At 46.3% G+C, this 14,552-nt stretch carries 14 protein-coding genes and 1 tRNA gene; 4 read left to right on the top strand and 11 right to left on the bottom strand.

Annotated features, from left to right (window positions below; all coding sequences use genetic code 11):
* Positions 1-560: 560 nt before the first annotated feature.
* Positions 561-689, bottom strand: coding sequence for a DUF1651 domain-containing protein (locus SynROS8604_RS04070; RefSeq protein WP_255445179.1), 129 nt, complete (start codon positions 687-689; stop codon positions 561-563).
* 13 nt (positions 690-702) lie between these two features.
* On the opposite strand from SynROS8604_RS04070, the gene SynROS8604_RS04065 reads away from it, so the two are divergent.
* Positions 703-3,813 carry a DEAD/DEAH box helicase gene (locus tag SynROS8604_RS04065; protein ID WP_186545232.1) on the top strand — a complete coding sequence of 1,037 codons (3,111 nt, stop codon included), beginning with the start codon at positions 703-705 and terminating at the stop codon, positions 3,811-3,813.
* 160 nt (positions 3,814-3,973) lie between these two features.
* Here the strand turns inward: SynROS8604_RS04065 and SynROS8604_RS04060 are convergent, their stop codons facing one another.
* The gene (locus tag SynROS8604_RS04060; protein WP_186545231.1) at positions 3,974-4,222 is read right to left on the bottom strand and encodes a DUF1651 domain-containing protein; all 249 of its coding nucleotides are present in this window, start codon (positions 4,220-4,222) and stop codon (positions 3,974-3,976) included.
* 139 nt (positions 4,223-4,361) lie between these two features.
* Here SynROS8604_RS04060 and SynROS8604_RS04055 point away from each other — a divergent pair, with 139 nt between their 5' ends.
* The 3 genes from SynROS8604_RS04055 (at position 4,362) to SynROS8604_RS04045 (ending at position 6,429) form a co-directional block, all read left to right on the top strand.
* On the top strand, positions 4,362-5,027 hold the full coding sequence (locus SynROS8604_RS04055) for a recombinase family protein (RefSeq protein WP_186545230.1): 666 nt from the start codon (positions 4,362-4,364) through the stop codon (positions 5,025-5,027).
* Between the two features lie 295 nt (positions 5,028-5,322).
* Positions 5,323-5,547 (top strand): hypothetical protein, encoded by a 225-nt coding sequence (locus SynROS8604_RS04050; RefSeq protein WP_186545229.1) that lies wholly within the window; start codon positions 5,323-5,325, stop codon positions 5,545-5,547.
* 642 nt (positions 5,548-6,189) lie between these two features.
* Positions 6,190-6,429 (top strand): Nif11-like leader peptide family natural product precursor, encoded by a 240-nt coding sequence (locus tag SynROS8604_RS04045; RefSeq protein WP_186545228.1) that lies wholly within the window; start codon positions 6,190-6,192, stop codon positions 6,427-6,429.
* Between the two features lie 469 nt (positions 6,430-6,898).
* Here SynROS8604_RS04045 and SynROS8604_RS04040 read toward each other — a convergent pair whose 3' ends face one another.
* The 9 genes from SynROS8604_RS04040 to SynROS8604_RS04000 all read right to left on the bottom strand — a co-directional run bounded on the left by SynROS8604_RS04040 (position 6,899) and on the right by SynROS8604_RS04000 (position 14,350).
* The gene (locus SynROS8604_RS04040) at positions 6,899-7,630 is read right to left on the bottom strand and encodes a hypothetical protein (protein WP_186545227.1); all 732 of its coding nucleotides are present in this window, start codon (positions 7,628-7,630) and stop codon (positions 6,899-6,901) included.
* A gap of 384 nt (positions 7,631-8,014) precedes the next feature.
* Complete coding sequence (locus SynROS8604_RS04035) at positions 8,015-8,269, bottom strand: hypothetical protein (RefSeq protein ID WP_186545226.1); 255 nt, start codon at positions 8,267-8,269, stop codon at positions 8,015-8,017.
* The gene (locus tag SynROS8604_RS04030) at positions 8,262-8,531 is read right to left on the bottom strand and encodes a hypothetical protein (protein ID WP_186545225.1); all 270 of its coding nucleotides are present in this window, start codon (positions 8,529-8,531) and stop codon (positions 8,262-8,264) included. The genes SynROS8604_RS04035 and SynROS8604_RS04030 overlap by 8 nt, the downstream gene beginning before the upstream one ends.
* A gap of 156 nt (positions 8,532-8,687) precedes the next feature.
* The gene (locus SynROS8604_RS04025; protein WP_186545224.1) at positions 8,688-8,897 is read right to left on the bottom strand and encodes an AlpA family transcriptional regulator; all 210 of its coding nucleotides are present in this window, start codon (positions 8,895-8,897) and stop codon (positions 8,688-8,690) included.
* A gap of 255 nt (positions 8,898-9,152) precedes the next feature.
* Complete coding sequence (locus tag SynROS8604_RS04020; RefSeq protein WP_186545223.1) at positions 9,153-10,427, bottom strand: site-specific integrase; 1,275 nt, start codon at positions 10,425-10,427, stop codon at positions 9,153-9,155.
* 185 nt (positions 10,428-10,612) lie between these two features.
* Positions 10,613-10,699, bottom strand: a tRNA-Ser gene (locus SynROS8604_RS04015).
* Positions 10,676-12,655, bottom strand: a complete 1,980-nt coding sequence (locus SynROS8604_RS04010; protein WP_186545222.1) for a ComEC/Rec2 family competence protein — start codon at positions 12,653-12,655, stop codon at positions 10,676-10,678. Before SynROS8604_RS04010 ends, SynROS8604_RS04015 begins: the two co-directional genes overlap by 24 nt.
* A gap of 256 nt (positions 12,656-12,911) precedes the next feature.
* A complete protein-coding gene (glyQ, locus tag SynROS8604_RS04005) occupies positions 12,912-13,805 on the bottom strand; it encodes a glycine--tRNA ligase subunit alpha (protein WP_186545221.1) in 894 nt (297 codons plus the stop codon).
* 293 nt (positions 13,806-14,098) lie between these two features.
* Positions 14,099-14,350, bottom strand: coding sequence for a DUF1651 domain-containing protein (locus tag SynROS8604_RS04000; RefSeq protein ID WP_186545220.1), 252 nt, complete (start codon positions 14,348-14,350; stop codon positions 14,099-14,101).
* Between the last annotated feature and the right edge of the window lie 202 nt (positions 14,351-14,552).

Raw genomic sequence — 14,552 nt, 5'->3', positions numbered from 1 at the left:
GACAATCAAAAAATGTAATCAATGATCGACCCTCCTGACAGAGACAAAATCAAAAGGGTACCTCTGATTAAGGCGATCCTTGAAGGCACTTTAGTCCTTACGAATCAAGGGCTCAAACCATTGATCCCCGATGAGTGATATCAATCCCACACCGCAGCAACTTTTAGGATTGGAACGTTCAGCTCACAAGGGCCAGAGGAACACATAGATCCTTGAAGCCTTCCCGATGATTAAAACGGAGAGGGTGGGAATACATATAGACCTCAAAAAGACCTTATAACTTGCCTTAGGACAACCTAAAAGCAAATTTACTTATTTCCAACAACACATCCAACAACACACTTTCAGGACCTTCTGAGACGCCCTAAATCAAAATCGTGATAACAATCTCACGAAGAGATTGCCTCTACACGACTTCGTGTCATGTGCCCCCCTAAACAAAAAAAGGAAGGTCTCCCACAACCTCCCTCATGACGACGCATTCCCCTTGGATTCCACCCCCAGGGGATGCGGAGAGTTTTATGTATCCGCATGAACTCTTTTGTAGGGATGAGCACCTTTCAAGGTTCCGCATCAACTCCCCAGACAGCAGGAACCTTCTGCCATCCACTACGAAGCAGATCCCTCCACATACCCTCTGCCTGCTCCCTGCGAAGGTGCTCACAGGTTTCTTGAGATAATGACCTCAACAGGTCGATACAAGTGGCAACCTTCGACGAGTTCTATAACTCCCTTCCAGAGGACAGCAATAAGAGAGGGGAGCATTTCGAGAAGGTATTCGTTCCTTGGTTCCTAAAGACAGACCCTGTGTGGTCAACCAAGGTCAGTCAGGTCTGGTTGTGGGACGACTACCCGCAAAGGTGGGGAAAGGATTGCGGGATTGATCTGGTCTACGAAGACCAACAGGGAAAGCACTGGGCAGTTCAAAGCAAGTGCGTTTCACCTGATCGTGAGATCTCCAAGGCAGAAATCGATAGTTTCCTCAGTGAGTCAAGTGACTCCAGGATTCATGGACGACTGCTGATCGCATCCACCGATGGCATCGGGAAAAACGCACAGCAGGTGATCGACCGACAGGAGAAGCAGGTCGTCTGCTTTCTCCTAGAGCACTTCAGGCATTCAGCAGTCGAGTTCCCTTCAGCACCCGAAGACCTGACAACAGGGCAAAGGAAGAAAAAACATACCCCAAGAGAACATCAGCAGGAAGCAATCACGAACGTCGTAGAGGGGTTCCAAAAAGAGAACAGAGGGAAACTCCTGATGGCATGTGGCACAGGCAAGACCTTGACCTCTCTATGGATCAAGGAAGCACTGAATGCCAAACGGACATTGGTCCTAGTGCCCTCATTGGGTCTGTTGTCTCAAACCCTGAGGGAGTGGACAGCAACTAGTCAGCAGCAATTCAACTGGATCTGTGTCTGCTCCGACAAGTCGGTTGCAAAGCAAGACAAGACCACAGACAACATGATCGAAAGTGTCAGTGCTCTTGGGGTTCCTGTCACCAGTGATCCAGTTGATATCAAACGGTTCCTTCTGGACAATGACGGTGGAATTGTGTTCTCGACCTATCAATCCTCTCCCTTAGTCACAGAGTCACAGAGAGAATCAGAAGTTCCAGCATTTGATATTGCATTTGCAGATGAGGCACATCGATGCACAGGAAAGATATCAAGTGCTTTTGGAAGCATCCTGGATGATCAGAAGATCAGATCAAAAAAACGACTATTCATGACTGCAACACCAAGAGTGTTGTCAAGGCAGATCAAAAAGAAGGCAGATGAAGAAAATATCAATCTTGCCTGCATGGATGACGTTTCGCAATTCGGAGAAGTATTCCATCAACTCAATTTCTCAAAGGCAATTGAGAAAGAACTTTTAAGTGATTATCAGGTGGTCATCGTTGGAGTTGATGACCCGTCTGTTCAAGCACAGATCATTGACAGAATGCTTGTAGATACAGGAAATGAATGCAATATCGATACAGAAACCCTTGCGAATCACATTGCCCTTGCAAAGGCAATTAAAGATTACGACCTGAGTCGAATGATCACCTTTCATAGTCGAGTCAAGTCAGCAAAGAAATTCTCTGAAGACCATCCTTTAATCCTTGACTGGATTCCTGACGAATCCAAATCACGAAAGTCGGCAATGACCTCATACGTGTCAGGAGAGATGAATGCAAAAATCAGGAATACTGAAATCAACAAGTTAAGGAATATCAGTGAGCAAGAGGTGGGAATACTTGCCAACGCACGATGCCTGTCAGAAGGAGTTGATGTCCCGACTCTTGATGGTATTGCGTTCTTTGACCCCAGGAGCAGTCAGGTTGACATCATTCAGGCAGTAGGTCGTGCAATCCGAAAGAGTGAAAATAAAACCGATGGATACATCATCCTCCCCGTTTATCTTGGTGATACGACCAATGTCGAAGATGAGATCCTACAAAGCAGATTCAAGGATATTTGGAGCATCATTCTTGCCCTGAAGTCCCAAGACGATTCAATGCGAGATGAGTTAGATCAATTGAGAGTAGAACTTGGAAGAAGGAATGCTCCGACGGAATCAGTCAAAGGATTTTCCAAGATTGTCTTTGACCTACCTTCTAATATTTCAACTTCTTTTGCAGATTCACTGAGAACGATTCTTGTTCGAGAAACTACCGATAACTGGATGGAGATATATGGTCAACTCAAGCAATATGTTGAGAAGAATGGAAATAGTTATATTCCATCCAATCACCCAGATCTAGGAAGATGGGCAGACACTCAAAGGCAAAATATGGCAAAAGGCAAATTATCAAAGATACGCATTAAACTACTGGATACAATAAGGTTCACATGGAATCTCTTAGAGCATAAATGGCAAGAAAAATATCAGCAATTAAAGCAATACAAACATGAAAACGGCAACTTAGAAATAGCAAGTGATCATCCACTCCTAGGGAATTGGACACGAACAATAAGACAGCAAAAGGTTACAGGCAAATTGCCAGAAGAACACATTAAACTTCTTGACGCAGTTGGATTCATCTGGGACCCCTTAGAGAACAAATGGCAAGAGAAATATCAGCAATTAAAGCAATACATACAGGATAATGGTCATTCCCTTGTCCCCAAACGAGATCCAATACTAGGTATTTGGGTCCTTGTTCAAAGACAACAGAATACTCTAGGCAAATTGTCAGAAGAACACATTAAACTTCTTAATGCAGTTGGATTTATCTGGGACCCCTTAGAGCACAAATGGCAAGAAAAATATCAGCAATTAAAGCAATACATACAGGACAATGGTCATTCCCTTGTCCCCAAACGAGATCCAATACTAGGTCTATGGGTTTATACACAAAGACAACAGAATAATAGAAATAAATTATCAAAAGAACGCATTCAACTTCTTGACGAAATTAGATTCATTTGGGACCCCTTAGAGCATGAATGGCAAGAGAATTATAATAAGTTAAAGCAATGCATTCACGACAGCAGTAGTTTCCTGAAAACAGATTTAAAATTGAGAAATTGGACATATGCTCAAAGACAAAAAAAAATCAAAGGCAAATTGTCAAAAGAGCACATAAAACGTCTAGATGCGATTGGATTCATATGGGATCCAATGGAGCAAGAGTGGCAAGAAAACTATAAAAAACTTAAGCAATACTTTCAAGAGAATGGTCACGCAAAAGTTCCCATCAAACATCCAGAGATTGGAATGTGGGTTACTACCCAAAGGCAGACCAAATCAAATGGGAAATTATCAGAAGAACGCATAAGACTTCTGGATGAACTTGGATTTATCTGGGACCCATCAAACAACTAATGCGTTCAGTCTCTCCTGCTATTCCTCTCTACGGCAAGGACAGATGAGATGACAGAGACGGAGGCAATTGACGCAAGACCCCACAGGATCACGAACGAGGACAGTGCCCTCTGACTGACTTGAAGTGACTGCTGCTCCTCCTTGCTGGAGAAAGACATCTTCAGGGTTCCGCATCAGCACCCCAGACAGCAGGAACCTTCTGCCATCCACTACGAAGCAGATCCCTCCACATGCTCTCTGCCTTTTCTCTTCTGAGGTGCTTACGGGTCTTCAGAAGAGCAGGGGGACCATCAGGCATCGGACGACCCATATCAACAAACACTCTCGGGTCCTGTGCCCATGCCTTCTCATCCCTCTGAAACCGATAGGTCCATCCGTCCTGAGGATTTCTCAACCAACCGTCTGCCATAGAACCTCTAACAAGTACATATGGACCACTTTTAGCGGTGAGTGTTCAGTTCTGGCGAAGCAAGAGCGGCAGAAAACCTGTGGTTCCGCTAATCTTGTTCTAAGTCAAACGACCGTTTTGCAACAGAACAGATAAGGCAATGCGTCGCTATGTCACCTACAAACGTGTCTCGTCTCAAGAGCAGGGCAGAAGTGGTCTAGGTCTGGAAGCACAGGAACGAGATATTCAACTGTTCCTAGAGAACTACGCAGACACTCCCTATGAGGTCTTGGGTGAGTTCGTTGAGATTCATTCCGGCAACGACAACGACAGACCTGAACTGACTACTGCAATTGATTTGGCAAAGAAAAAAAATGCTGTCCTGGTGGTCGCAAAACTTGATCGCCTAAGTCGCAAGGTTTCTTTTATCGCTGCATTAATGGAAAACAAAGACTTGGACTTTCGTGTATCTCAAATGCCCTATGCGGACAAGTTCCAACTCCACATCTATGCGGCACTTGCGGAGCAGGAGAGAGATTTCATTTCCCAAAGAACTAAGTCAGCACTAAGAGCAGCGAAGGAACGTGGAGTTCGTCTTGGTGCTCCTATTCATCACATAGATGCACTAGCAAAAGCGAAGCAAGAAAAAGCAGTAAAAGATGCTCAGAAAATCGCTGGCGTCATCCTTCCTCTTAGGGCATCTGGTCAAACGCTGAGGCAGATCTGCGATGTGCTGAACACCAGTGGTCTTGAAACAGAACGAGGTGCCAAGTTTCATCCACCTCTCATTTCACGGATGCTCAAAGTGCTGAAGGCAGTGAACTGAGAAATTGTAATCATTATTCTCCTTGTCCATCTGCCGCAAGGAAGGCACAAACCATAGGAATTCACTCAGGCAAGTAATACAGGATTGTTGACAAGAATGGAAATCTTATGGATCTTTTTTATCCATAAAATCAATTGCGAACTGTTCTTCCGTTATTGCATATTTCATCCAAACTGGCATTGGATACTGGTTACAAGCATTACTCTCTATCGTTGTGACGGTAATCCCTATCGAATCCCACTCACAGCAAGCAACTAAGTAGATTTACGTTTGATTTACTGTAGAGATATGAGCGATGGATTTGCTTCAACGTATGAGAGTTATTGGCAGTGGTTTAGTGATCGCTGCCTACTTCATCACACTTCATCTAGATGTTGAAACTGGTGTCATTATTCACCTAACAGCAATGAGTGTCTCAATACCTTATTTCGTGAAGTCAAAGGCATGGGATGTGGTTATCATGATGTCCTTCCTCATGACAATAGGCACTGGGAGACTCATCACAGCAGCAATCCTTTGAATCATGCCAGGAGTGTATTTAAAGGGCACTGACGACTAGAAAAACAAATCTGTTCCTGCATCTTAGTGAATCAATTAAGACCCTTCCAATGGGAGTCAGTTGACAGTAGTTTCTTGATCTTCTTTTCTCTTTGCTTTTTTTGATATGCCTTTTCCATTCTTTTGAAAGCATTCTCTTCTTCGATCCTGCAAAACTCTTTAAAGGTCAACATATCCTTTGATCTCTTTACTGGGGTGTCTATCCATCCATTTCAATGCCTCTGCCAACGACCATTCAACATAGTCCTGAGCACTTTGGAACTGACCAGTGAATGTTCTTTTCCTTTCTAATTTGCAAAGCAAGTCCATCACTTTTCGATTCGTCTCGATTCTTTTCTGCATCACTTTCTCTTATCACTACAATCTATTTAGGACCTTTTCGTCTAGGCATTCTGGAAGGATGAAATCTAATTAACCCCCTGAATGACTTTAAGATTTCGCAAGAACTATTACCCCACCAATGAAGAATCATCTCTAACGCCTTGGAATAATGACTAACACTTTATGCAGATTATGCATACAGCAAACATATGAAAAAATGCAACCATTGATACTTTTATTTATGACAACCATCGATTAATATCCTGGTAATATCGATGGTTCAGTGACTGATTCCTCTCCCTCAAATAAATTAATAAACTTCTGCAAGTTACTTGATGAAAGTAATGATTTGCAGTCCCAGATAAAACAAGCAACAACCCCCAAGCAGATCATTGCAATAGCAGCATCAAATGGACGCAAGATCTCATATAAAGAACTACGCATATGGTCAAAAGAATTGAAGGCACCTTATTTCCCTTGGGCAGAAAAAGGAAACGAATGGCGTCGAAACTTTTTCTCATAAATGAGATCGCTTGCTTGTTATATCTTTCGGAAACAATCAAAAGTCAATATATCTTCTTAACTGCTTATGAGGATGTTTATCAAACCATTCATCAGTATTCTCGAACGACCACTCTAAATACTCTTGAGCAGTTTTGAACTGACCAGTAAATGTTCTATTTCGTTCTAATTTCCAAAGCAGTTCCATGACCTTACGGTTCATCTCGATTCTTTTCTGCATAACCTCATGAGTTGCATCTGATCTATTTAGTTTGTTTCCTTACGGTATCCTTGAACCATAATGAGCAATCATTCTTTTAACTAGTTTAGAACGAGTCATACCAGTATATTGCTTCATCTGAAGGAGCAGTGGCATAATCTGCCTATACTCCTTCTCTGTAAAAGAAACCTGAAATACGTATCTGTTTGATTTCATATCTTACGGACTTTAAGGACAACACAACACTATAAATAGTGCACTAATACGATTTTCATGAGTTTGATGTACTACCTATAGCGTGATGTATTGGATCTATATCAGACAACTCTGGAATCAGATGCCGAAGGAAATCATCATTCCTTTTGAAGTACTGTTCCTTATTCATGTAGTGACATTTCGACAGCACTTCTTCTCTTGACTCAATCAGTTTTGAATGATGGTTCAGTGGTGAGTTAGATAGTCGCTTTAATCCCCAAGGGACATTAGTACTGTTCCTGAAGATGTATTCACATAAAAACCTTGAAACCAACCATCCATCTGCAAAAGAACTAATTGAAGAAAAAGTTCTATTGATATATGGATGATGAAGATACTCAGGATGTACATTTAGCATTCTCTTGTCAATGACCATCTGCTTTGGTCTTGGACGACTTTGAATCAAAGAACAGATAGATGACCACCTTTGCCAGTATGAATTTCGCTCAAGAGAACGATAGATCAATGCTGGATCTAGTTCCTCCATCATCATATGAATGTGGTACTGACAATCAAGATGCTTCTCAATAATAAAAATCATCTTTGGCATTCCTTCTGGTCTTTGGTTTCCAACTGACTTATCATTAGGAAAGAACAACCTAATTAGTTTTCTTCTAATTAAAGAAACATCCCTTCTGGTTTCATAATCACAATAGGCATACTTCTTATCAAAGGTCCAGGTAATCCAGTAGTGCCTTTTATCTGGATTAATGGATCTTTTGAACTGCTCCAGAATCTCTTCGCTCACTCTCGGTAACGAGGCATTCTCGAGAAACCTCTGAAATGAATGAAGTTTATCTTGATGGGTTAGTTCTAATTCTTTTAACTGTTCTTTAGATAGTACTATAGATAAATCCTTATATACCTTTACTGGTGTAATACAGGATCTAACTCTATTAGATCTATCCTGTTTTAGATTCTTAGTTTTAGTCTTATTCCATATCTTTGTATGGATTAGATTATGGATCTTTTGAGACATGTTGAATTCTCCCACCACTCAGGTGGGCACAAAATGGATACGAAGCAACTGGACAGCATCAAACCCTTCAGGTTTAATTGCTGACAACTTATTTATTCAAATAAAAAAATAGAGAATGCTCAATGCATCCTCTATTGAACTAGACCTCAAGTTTTATTGGTCGTCTTGCTTGAGAGAATGAACATCCTCAATGAGTTCATCGAATTCATCAAAAGACAGCATCGGAACCAAATGCATAGCAACTAATTGCTCAAATGCAAATTGCATCTCTTTATCGTCAAACCGAATTTGAATCCTTGCAGGGAAATTGCTTTTAGGATACTTAGTAATATCACAAAGTGCTCTTCCGATACACAATACGTCTATAGCGCTATCCGGAATATACTTAGTCTTGAAACTTTTACCCATTTAACCTTCTCCTGAATAAATTTTGGATTTGTATATTATTAATTGGTGTTGCTTCCATCTTGTCACTTCCACTTGAATTGGCAAGGTAATTCAGTACCTGCTCTAGAGGATAATCATCAATCATCTCTTTATAGCAAGACAAATATCCTTTACAGTCATAAATCATAAGATCATAACTTCCTATTGAGGCAAGCATTTTTTGATTTAATATTTTACCATTGAGATGATTCATCACTTCTACCGCCTGATGACCATTGATCATATGTTCACTGCAGGGTGCATTAAGATTGCGATCATAGATCACAATATCGTAACTTCTACTTGCGTAGAAGCATATTGTTGTCTTCATAATTTGACACCTGGATTATAAGATTTAATAAGCGATGCTACATAGTTTTTGACTAGTAGTGTATTCAGTTTATTCACAATATTGATTGAATTGAGTTCCGTTCAACTTGCTTTCGCACCAATCCTCTATTTGGGATTTAACCCAAACAACAGATCGAGCACCTAAGGCAACTTGTTTTGGAAATTCTCCCTCTCCCATCAGACGATAAATCGATGTTTTAGAGAGACAGGTAAGTTCTTTTACCTGAGGAAGGCGAATAAATTTTGCTTTTGAGGTCATATTTAAAAATAAATTAGTTATGTATAAATGCTTTTCACGGGGTCAAATAAATCTAGACAAATATATCTAAAACAATGAACCGGATTAGCGTTTTTAGCAACGAACTAGAGAAGTCAAAACTTTCCCAATTCGTTGACTCAGCATACTCCAAAAATCCTATACTGTCAACCACCTATATGACAATCAAGACATTGAACCTTCCTGTCTCGTTTGGATTTTGCGCGCTGTCTATCGAATACAAGTGATCTAAAATAATTAGATCTTCATTCCCTGAGCAAGGAGGGCATCACACCAAGCAATCATAAACTTTCTTCTCTCGTCTAAGAGTGTCGAATCGTCATAGGACTGCCTAACTTTGTCTCCAATCGCATGAGACAACTGTCGTTGGATAAGTTCAGCAGGAAACCCCAGAACATCTTGTCCAACAGTCAGAGCAGTCCTTCTAAGTCCATGTGCTGTCTGGACGCCCTTGTATCCCATCCGAATGAAGTGCTGATTAATAGAATAAGGATTGAGATATGGGGTGCTCCTGGACCTGGGAGAAGCAAACACAAACTCTTGAGCACCATTCACTTTCCGCAAAGATTCCAGAACTTCTTTGAGTGGATCAGTCAAAGGAACCAGGTGGTTATGCCCAGTTTTCATCCGACTACCTGGAATCACCCATAAATCCCTTGATTCATCGAGTTCTTCCCACAGCATTGGAACTAACGAACCAACTCGCAAGAAGGTCATCAAAACGACCTTTACAGCAGAGCACAGAACCAAAGTTCCATTTGCCTGGTTCTTCTCTAAGTCATTAAAAAACTGAGGAAGTTGGTCCCAAGGAAGGGTTGGATGCGGAGTTGCCTTGTGTTTTGTCTTTGTGCCTTTAGTTCCGAGAGCAGGATTCTGGTCCCTATCCATCCACCCCTGATCAATCGCATGGTCAAACACCCCACGCATGACCATCAGAAGTTTGTCTGCCTGGGGTGCCTTCCCATCAGCAACCTTGGAACGGAATATCTCCATCACTCTTTCCCTGCCATTCTTTCCACCAGGTCCTTTGTGATCCCAGGACAAGTGAGCAACGGGTGTATCCCCACCAAGACGAGGAATGACCTGATGGTCGAGCAGGTTTGGATATTCATTCCTCGATGCCTTAGACGAGGAATGGGAGAGATAGGACTGACATGCATCAGCAAAGGTTGGACCCAATGAGTCCTGGACCTGAGTCTGTCGATCATTATTTTTCAGTTCCCTGGGGTCTCTACCTGTCTCTCTGCTCCATGACCTGATGCGGTCCCATTCGTCCCGTGCCTCTTTCAAGGACCACTTCCCAACCCCCCTTCCATAGACACCAATACGAACGGGGACTTGTTTTCCCTTGCGTCCAGGAGGAAACCTCATGCGTCCCTCAAAGGACTTTCCACCACCTTTTCCGTTATCACGAAAAGGTTCAATGACGAGGAAAAGAGAATCTCCTACGGAAACATTCTGTCTGCGTGGTCCTGCCTTCACTGCCTTGACTTGCGAGTCAGAGAGAGACATCTCAGCAATCCAACAACACCAATTTTATCCAACAACACAACCCCTAAATCCAACAACACTTCCAACAACACATTTGCGGGACATCCTGGTATTTCGAGGGACGAACCAGGACCAGCAACCACTAAAAAAGTCCCTCACCACAGCGGGTTTGGGACTTTCAGAGACCTACAAGGAGTTGCTCAGAACGGAGAGGGTGGGATTCGAACCCACGAGGGTGTTACCCCTACACGATTTCGAGTCGTGCGCATTCAACCGGGCTCTGCCACCTCTCCAAACGCTTCACCAGCGTGATCCCATCTTAAAGCGCCACGGCCTGATTGCTTAAGGCGATGGAGCTGCGCATTCACGCGCAACTGCCAAAGCCTGTCTTGGCCTGGCAGAGGACGCAACATCAAACCAGGGCTTTGCAGACGTTGACCTGGAAGCAAGGGAGGTTGGCCTTGATGCTCCGCCCGCACGGTATGGGCCAAAGGCGTCCAACAACTGATGTGATCACTCGCCACTGGGTCCATCACCACCACCCAATCCAAACGGCGGTGTCCGTAACCCTGCGCAAGCTGCTGAGCCAACTGGCAACTAAGCAAATCTCCATGACTGCTCATCAGTGCAGCACGCCCTTGATGACGAGCCAGTAGCCACTGCCTTCCCCACTGCTGCACCAACACCACCTCATCGCTGAGCTGGACACCCGCCTGCACCAGCGTGGCCAAGAGCAAAAGAGGAAACGCTCTCCAGCGCCAGCAATGCAGTGCGGGCAAGGCCCAAGGGAGAAAAGCCAGCACAACAACCAACACCACCCAAGGCTGCGGATGTCCCGTCAGCAGCTGGGCATGGGGCCAGGCGCTCATCCAACCCACCAAAGCGATCAACAACGCTGCCAACTGCTGCACCGGCCAAACCAACAGCGGCATCACGAGTGCGGCGATCGCCGTTGGCAGCACCAACGTCAGCAATGCCAAGGTCATCGCCGCAAGGGTGAGCGGTGCCAGCAGAGGTGCAGCCATCAGGTTGCTCAGCAGCGAATACAAAGGCACAGAGCCAAAGTGCAGGATCTGCAAAGGAAGGGTCCAAAGCAGCGCCGCCATCGGCACCGATAGGGCAGGGGCCAGAACCGACATCCACCTCTGAGGACAACGCTGAGAACCAAGCTGGAGAAGCCACTGCTCTAAGGGCTGCGCACTGAGCACTAAACCCGCCGTTGCAGCAGCACTGAGCTGAAAGCCAATGGAACGTGCCCAGGCAGGGTTCAGCAACAGCATCACCACCAAGGTGCTGAGCAGCACGCCTAAGGGTTGGACGCGAGAGCCCCGTTCCCGGATCAAGAGAGCAGCAGCGCCCATCAACACGGCGCGAACCACGGATGGCTGCCCGCCCGCCAGCGCAAGAAACACAGCCATCGCGCCCACTCCAGCCACCAATCGCAAGGGCATGCAACCCCTGCGCGTCAGGACAAGCGTGGCTCCCAACAACACAGAAAGATGAAATCCGGACGCGGCTAAGGCGTGGGATAAACCCGCAACACGAAAGGCCTCTCGCAGCTCCGAGCTGAGCTCAACGTGGGCTCCGCCCAGCACCAGCGCCGCCAACAGACCACCTGAAGGCTCTCCTGCTAGCTCTTGAAAGCGAGCCGCGATCTGACGACGCCGATCAGCCAAGGGGGTGTGATCTTGATGGATCAGCTCCACTGTCTTGGTACGGAATTGGGTCCAACAGCCGCGAGCCGCCAACCGTTCCGCCGGGTTGGGAAGCGAGCGATGGGTTGCGACAGCAGGCGTCACGAGCTGACCTTGAGCCCTCACCCAGGAACCTTTGCGCACCAGCTGAGGGCAAGGATCCACCACCAACTCCGTGCGGCCGTCGCGAACCTGCCCCGCTAAGTGGTGCACCTGCAGCAGGGCTTGGCAGCGCCCCCGACGAACAGGTGCATCGGCCAGAGCACGGCCCTCAATCACCAGCTGCTGCGAATCTGAACCGCTTGGCACAAGCTGCAGCGGATCCAGGGGGGTAGGAGTGGCCACTTGCCCAATGGAGGAGCGCAGCAACAAGCCACACAACACGACCACAAGAACAAACAGCTTCCAACCTGAAAGCGCAAACCGGCGACAGATCAGCACCACAGCCGCAGCCAGCCCAACCAAGACCACACACCAGTGCTGGGTCGCCTGGGAGAGAGCCGCCCCGAGCTGGGTGGCAAGCATGACAAGGACCAGCCAAAGTGCAACGTTCATCGAGACAGAACGATCAAGCTGGTTAAAGCGTTCCCCCTTCAACATGGAACGAAAAAATACGCATTAACGCAGAACGAAAATGCCCTACGGCAAACGGATCAAGGCCAATGATTAAACATCACCAACAATTTGAGAATGAATGGATTCACCCAAACCATGCATTCAGGTCATGCATGGGCCACTGAAATCGTGCATGGCTATCGCATGCATCGTTTGCACAGGTCGAGATGAAGCCTCAGAGGCCAAAACTCAGAGGTCAAGCCTCAACCGGCGCTGCAGGGCTTGGCTGCAGCAATGGAAACCCCAGCGCTTCCCGTTCCGCCAACCAGGCTTCCGCCACTTTGCGAGCCAGGTTGCGAATTCGACCGATTGTGGCGGTCCGTTCCGTCACCGAAATCACGCCGCGGGCTTCCAAGAGATTGAACGTGTGGCTGCACTTCAAAACAAAGTCGAGGGCAGGAGCTGGCAAGTTGTGTTCGATCAGATCTGTGGCTTCCGCCTCATAAATAGCGAAGAGCTGTTTGAGTCGATCTGGGTTAGAGGCCTCGAAATTAAATTCACATTGCCCCTTCTCAAAGGGAAGCCAAATATCTCCATAGCTGCGCTCAGCGTTCCAGCTCAACTCCCAGATGCTTTCCACATCTTGCAAGTACATCGCCAAACGCTCCAAGCCGTAGGTGATCTCAATCGAAACGGGCTTGCAGTCGATGCCACCACATTGCTGGAAGTAGGTGAACTGGGTGACCTCCATGCCGTCTAACCAGACCTCCCAACCCACACCCCAAGCACCCAGGGTTGGGGACTCCCAGTTGTCCTCCACGAAGCGAATGTCGTGATCCGCAGCACAAATGCCCAGAGCAGCAAGGGACGCCAGATACGTTTCCTGAATGCCATCGGGAGAAGGCTTGATCAGTACCTGATATTGGAAGTAGTGCTGCGCCCGATTGGGGTTATCGCCATAACGTCCATCGGTGGGACGACGGCAAGGCTCTGGATACGCCACTGCCCACGGCTCAGGTCCAATCGCCCGTAACACCGTGTGCGGGCTCATGGTCCCAGCACCCTTTTCCGTGTCGTAGGGCTGTAACAACACACAGCCCTGCTCTCCCCAAAAGCGATTCAGCGTGCTGATGATGTCCTGGAAGTGCATACCGAGCAGGGGCCAAATGGGAACGGTGGGTCGGGCTCACGGAGCTCTGCACGATCGCAAGCGTTAGAGCGCACATCGGACGATGGCGATACAAAGCAGCAACGCAGAGAACCTGTGGGGCTAGAAGGCTAGTCGAGCAAAGGCTTCTGCCCCCAACAGCGAAGGTCGCTCACAACTCAGACGGATTTGGTAGCGACTCCCACACGCTCTCGTCATACCTCCATGAAAAAGGCAAGCCAAAGTGAAGGAGCGAAAGCAAGACGCACTGAGAGGGGTTGAGAGCCCTCTCATTTTTATGGCTTACAAGCAGGTCCCCAGACAGGTTTGGTTGGCCTCCAGCCCTCACGTTGCAGCGCCTTCCAAAGCTGCTCAGCCTGTTCACGGCGCAAATGCTGCCGGCGCTTTAAGAGCGCTGGTTCACCATTGGGCATCCCCCTGCCGTCATCGACGAAAACGCGAGACCCTCCTCGCCAAGACGCTTCATCGCGATGAAATCGCTTGACCCAGTAACCGTCTGGATCCTGAAGCCAACCCTCTCCCCCCATCCCAAGGCCGCAAAACAGTACACATGCACTATCAAACAAAGGCCGCCCCTAGTCCGACAACAATTGGTGTTACATTTTGTAAAGGTTCCTCGGGGACGGAGACCGCTCCAAGGGAGGGAATGGACGACCTCTCTTTTATTCTTGCAAAACAATACAACGATAACGCCATATTTTTTTAAACCATTTGCATCATATTTAACGC

The organism is Synechococcus sp. ROS8604 (assembly GCF_014279655.1).
GTDB lineage: Bacteria > Cyanobacteriota > Cyanobacteriia > PCC-6307 > Cyanobiaceae > Synechococcus_C.
Note: the sequence above shows the minus strand (reverse complement) of the source record. Positions and strands in the feature narration are given on the sequence as shown.

Coding starts and splice junctions, on each gene's coding strand:
- SynROS8604_RS04060 (WP_186545231.1), bottom strand. CDS start 4,222: ATGGCAGACGGTTGGTTGAGAAATCCTCAGGACGGATGGACCTATCGG.
- SynROS8604_RS04055 (WP_186545230.1), top strand. CDS start 4,362: ATGCGTCGCTATGTCACCTACAAACGTGTCTCGTCTCAAGAGCAGGGC.
- SynROS8604_RS04050 (WP_186545229.1), top strand. CDS start 5,323: ATGGATTTGCTTCAACGTATGAGAGTTATTGGCAGTGGTTTAGTGATC.
- SynROS8604_RS04035 (WP_186545226.1), bottom strand. CDS start 8,269: ATGGGTAAAAGTTTCAAGACTAAGTATATTCCGGATAGCGCTATAGAC.
- SynROS8604_RS04030 (WP_186545225.1), bottom strand. CDS start 8,531: ATGATCAATGGTCATCAGGCGGTAGAAGTGATGAATCATCTCAATGGT.
- SynROS8604_RS04025 (WP_186545224.1), bottom strand. CDS start 8,897: ATGACCTCAAAAGCAAAATTTATTCGCCTTCCTCAGGTAAAAGAACTT.
- SynROS8604_RS04020 (WP_186545223.1), bottom strand. CDS start 10,427: ATGTCTCTCTCTGACTCGCAAGTCAAGGCAGTGAAGGCAGGACCACGC.
- SynROS8604_RS04010 (WP_186545222.1), bottom strand. CDS start 12,655: ATGAACGTTGCACTTTGGCTGGTCCTTGTCATGCTTGCCACCCAGCTC.
- glyQ (WP_186545221.1), bottom strand. CDS start 13,805: ATGCACTTCCAGGACATCATCAGCACGCTGAATCGCTTTTGGGGAGAG.
- SynROS8604_RS04000 (WP_186545220.1), bottom strand. CDS start 14,350: ATGGGGGGAGAGGGTTGGCTTCAGGATCCAGACGGTTACTGGGTCAAG.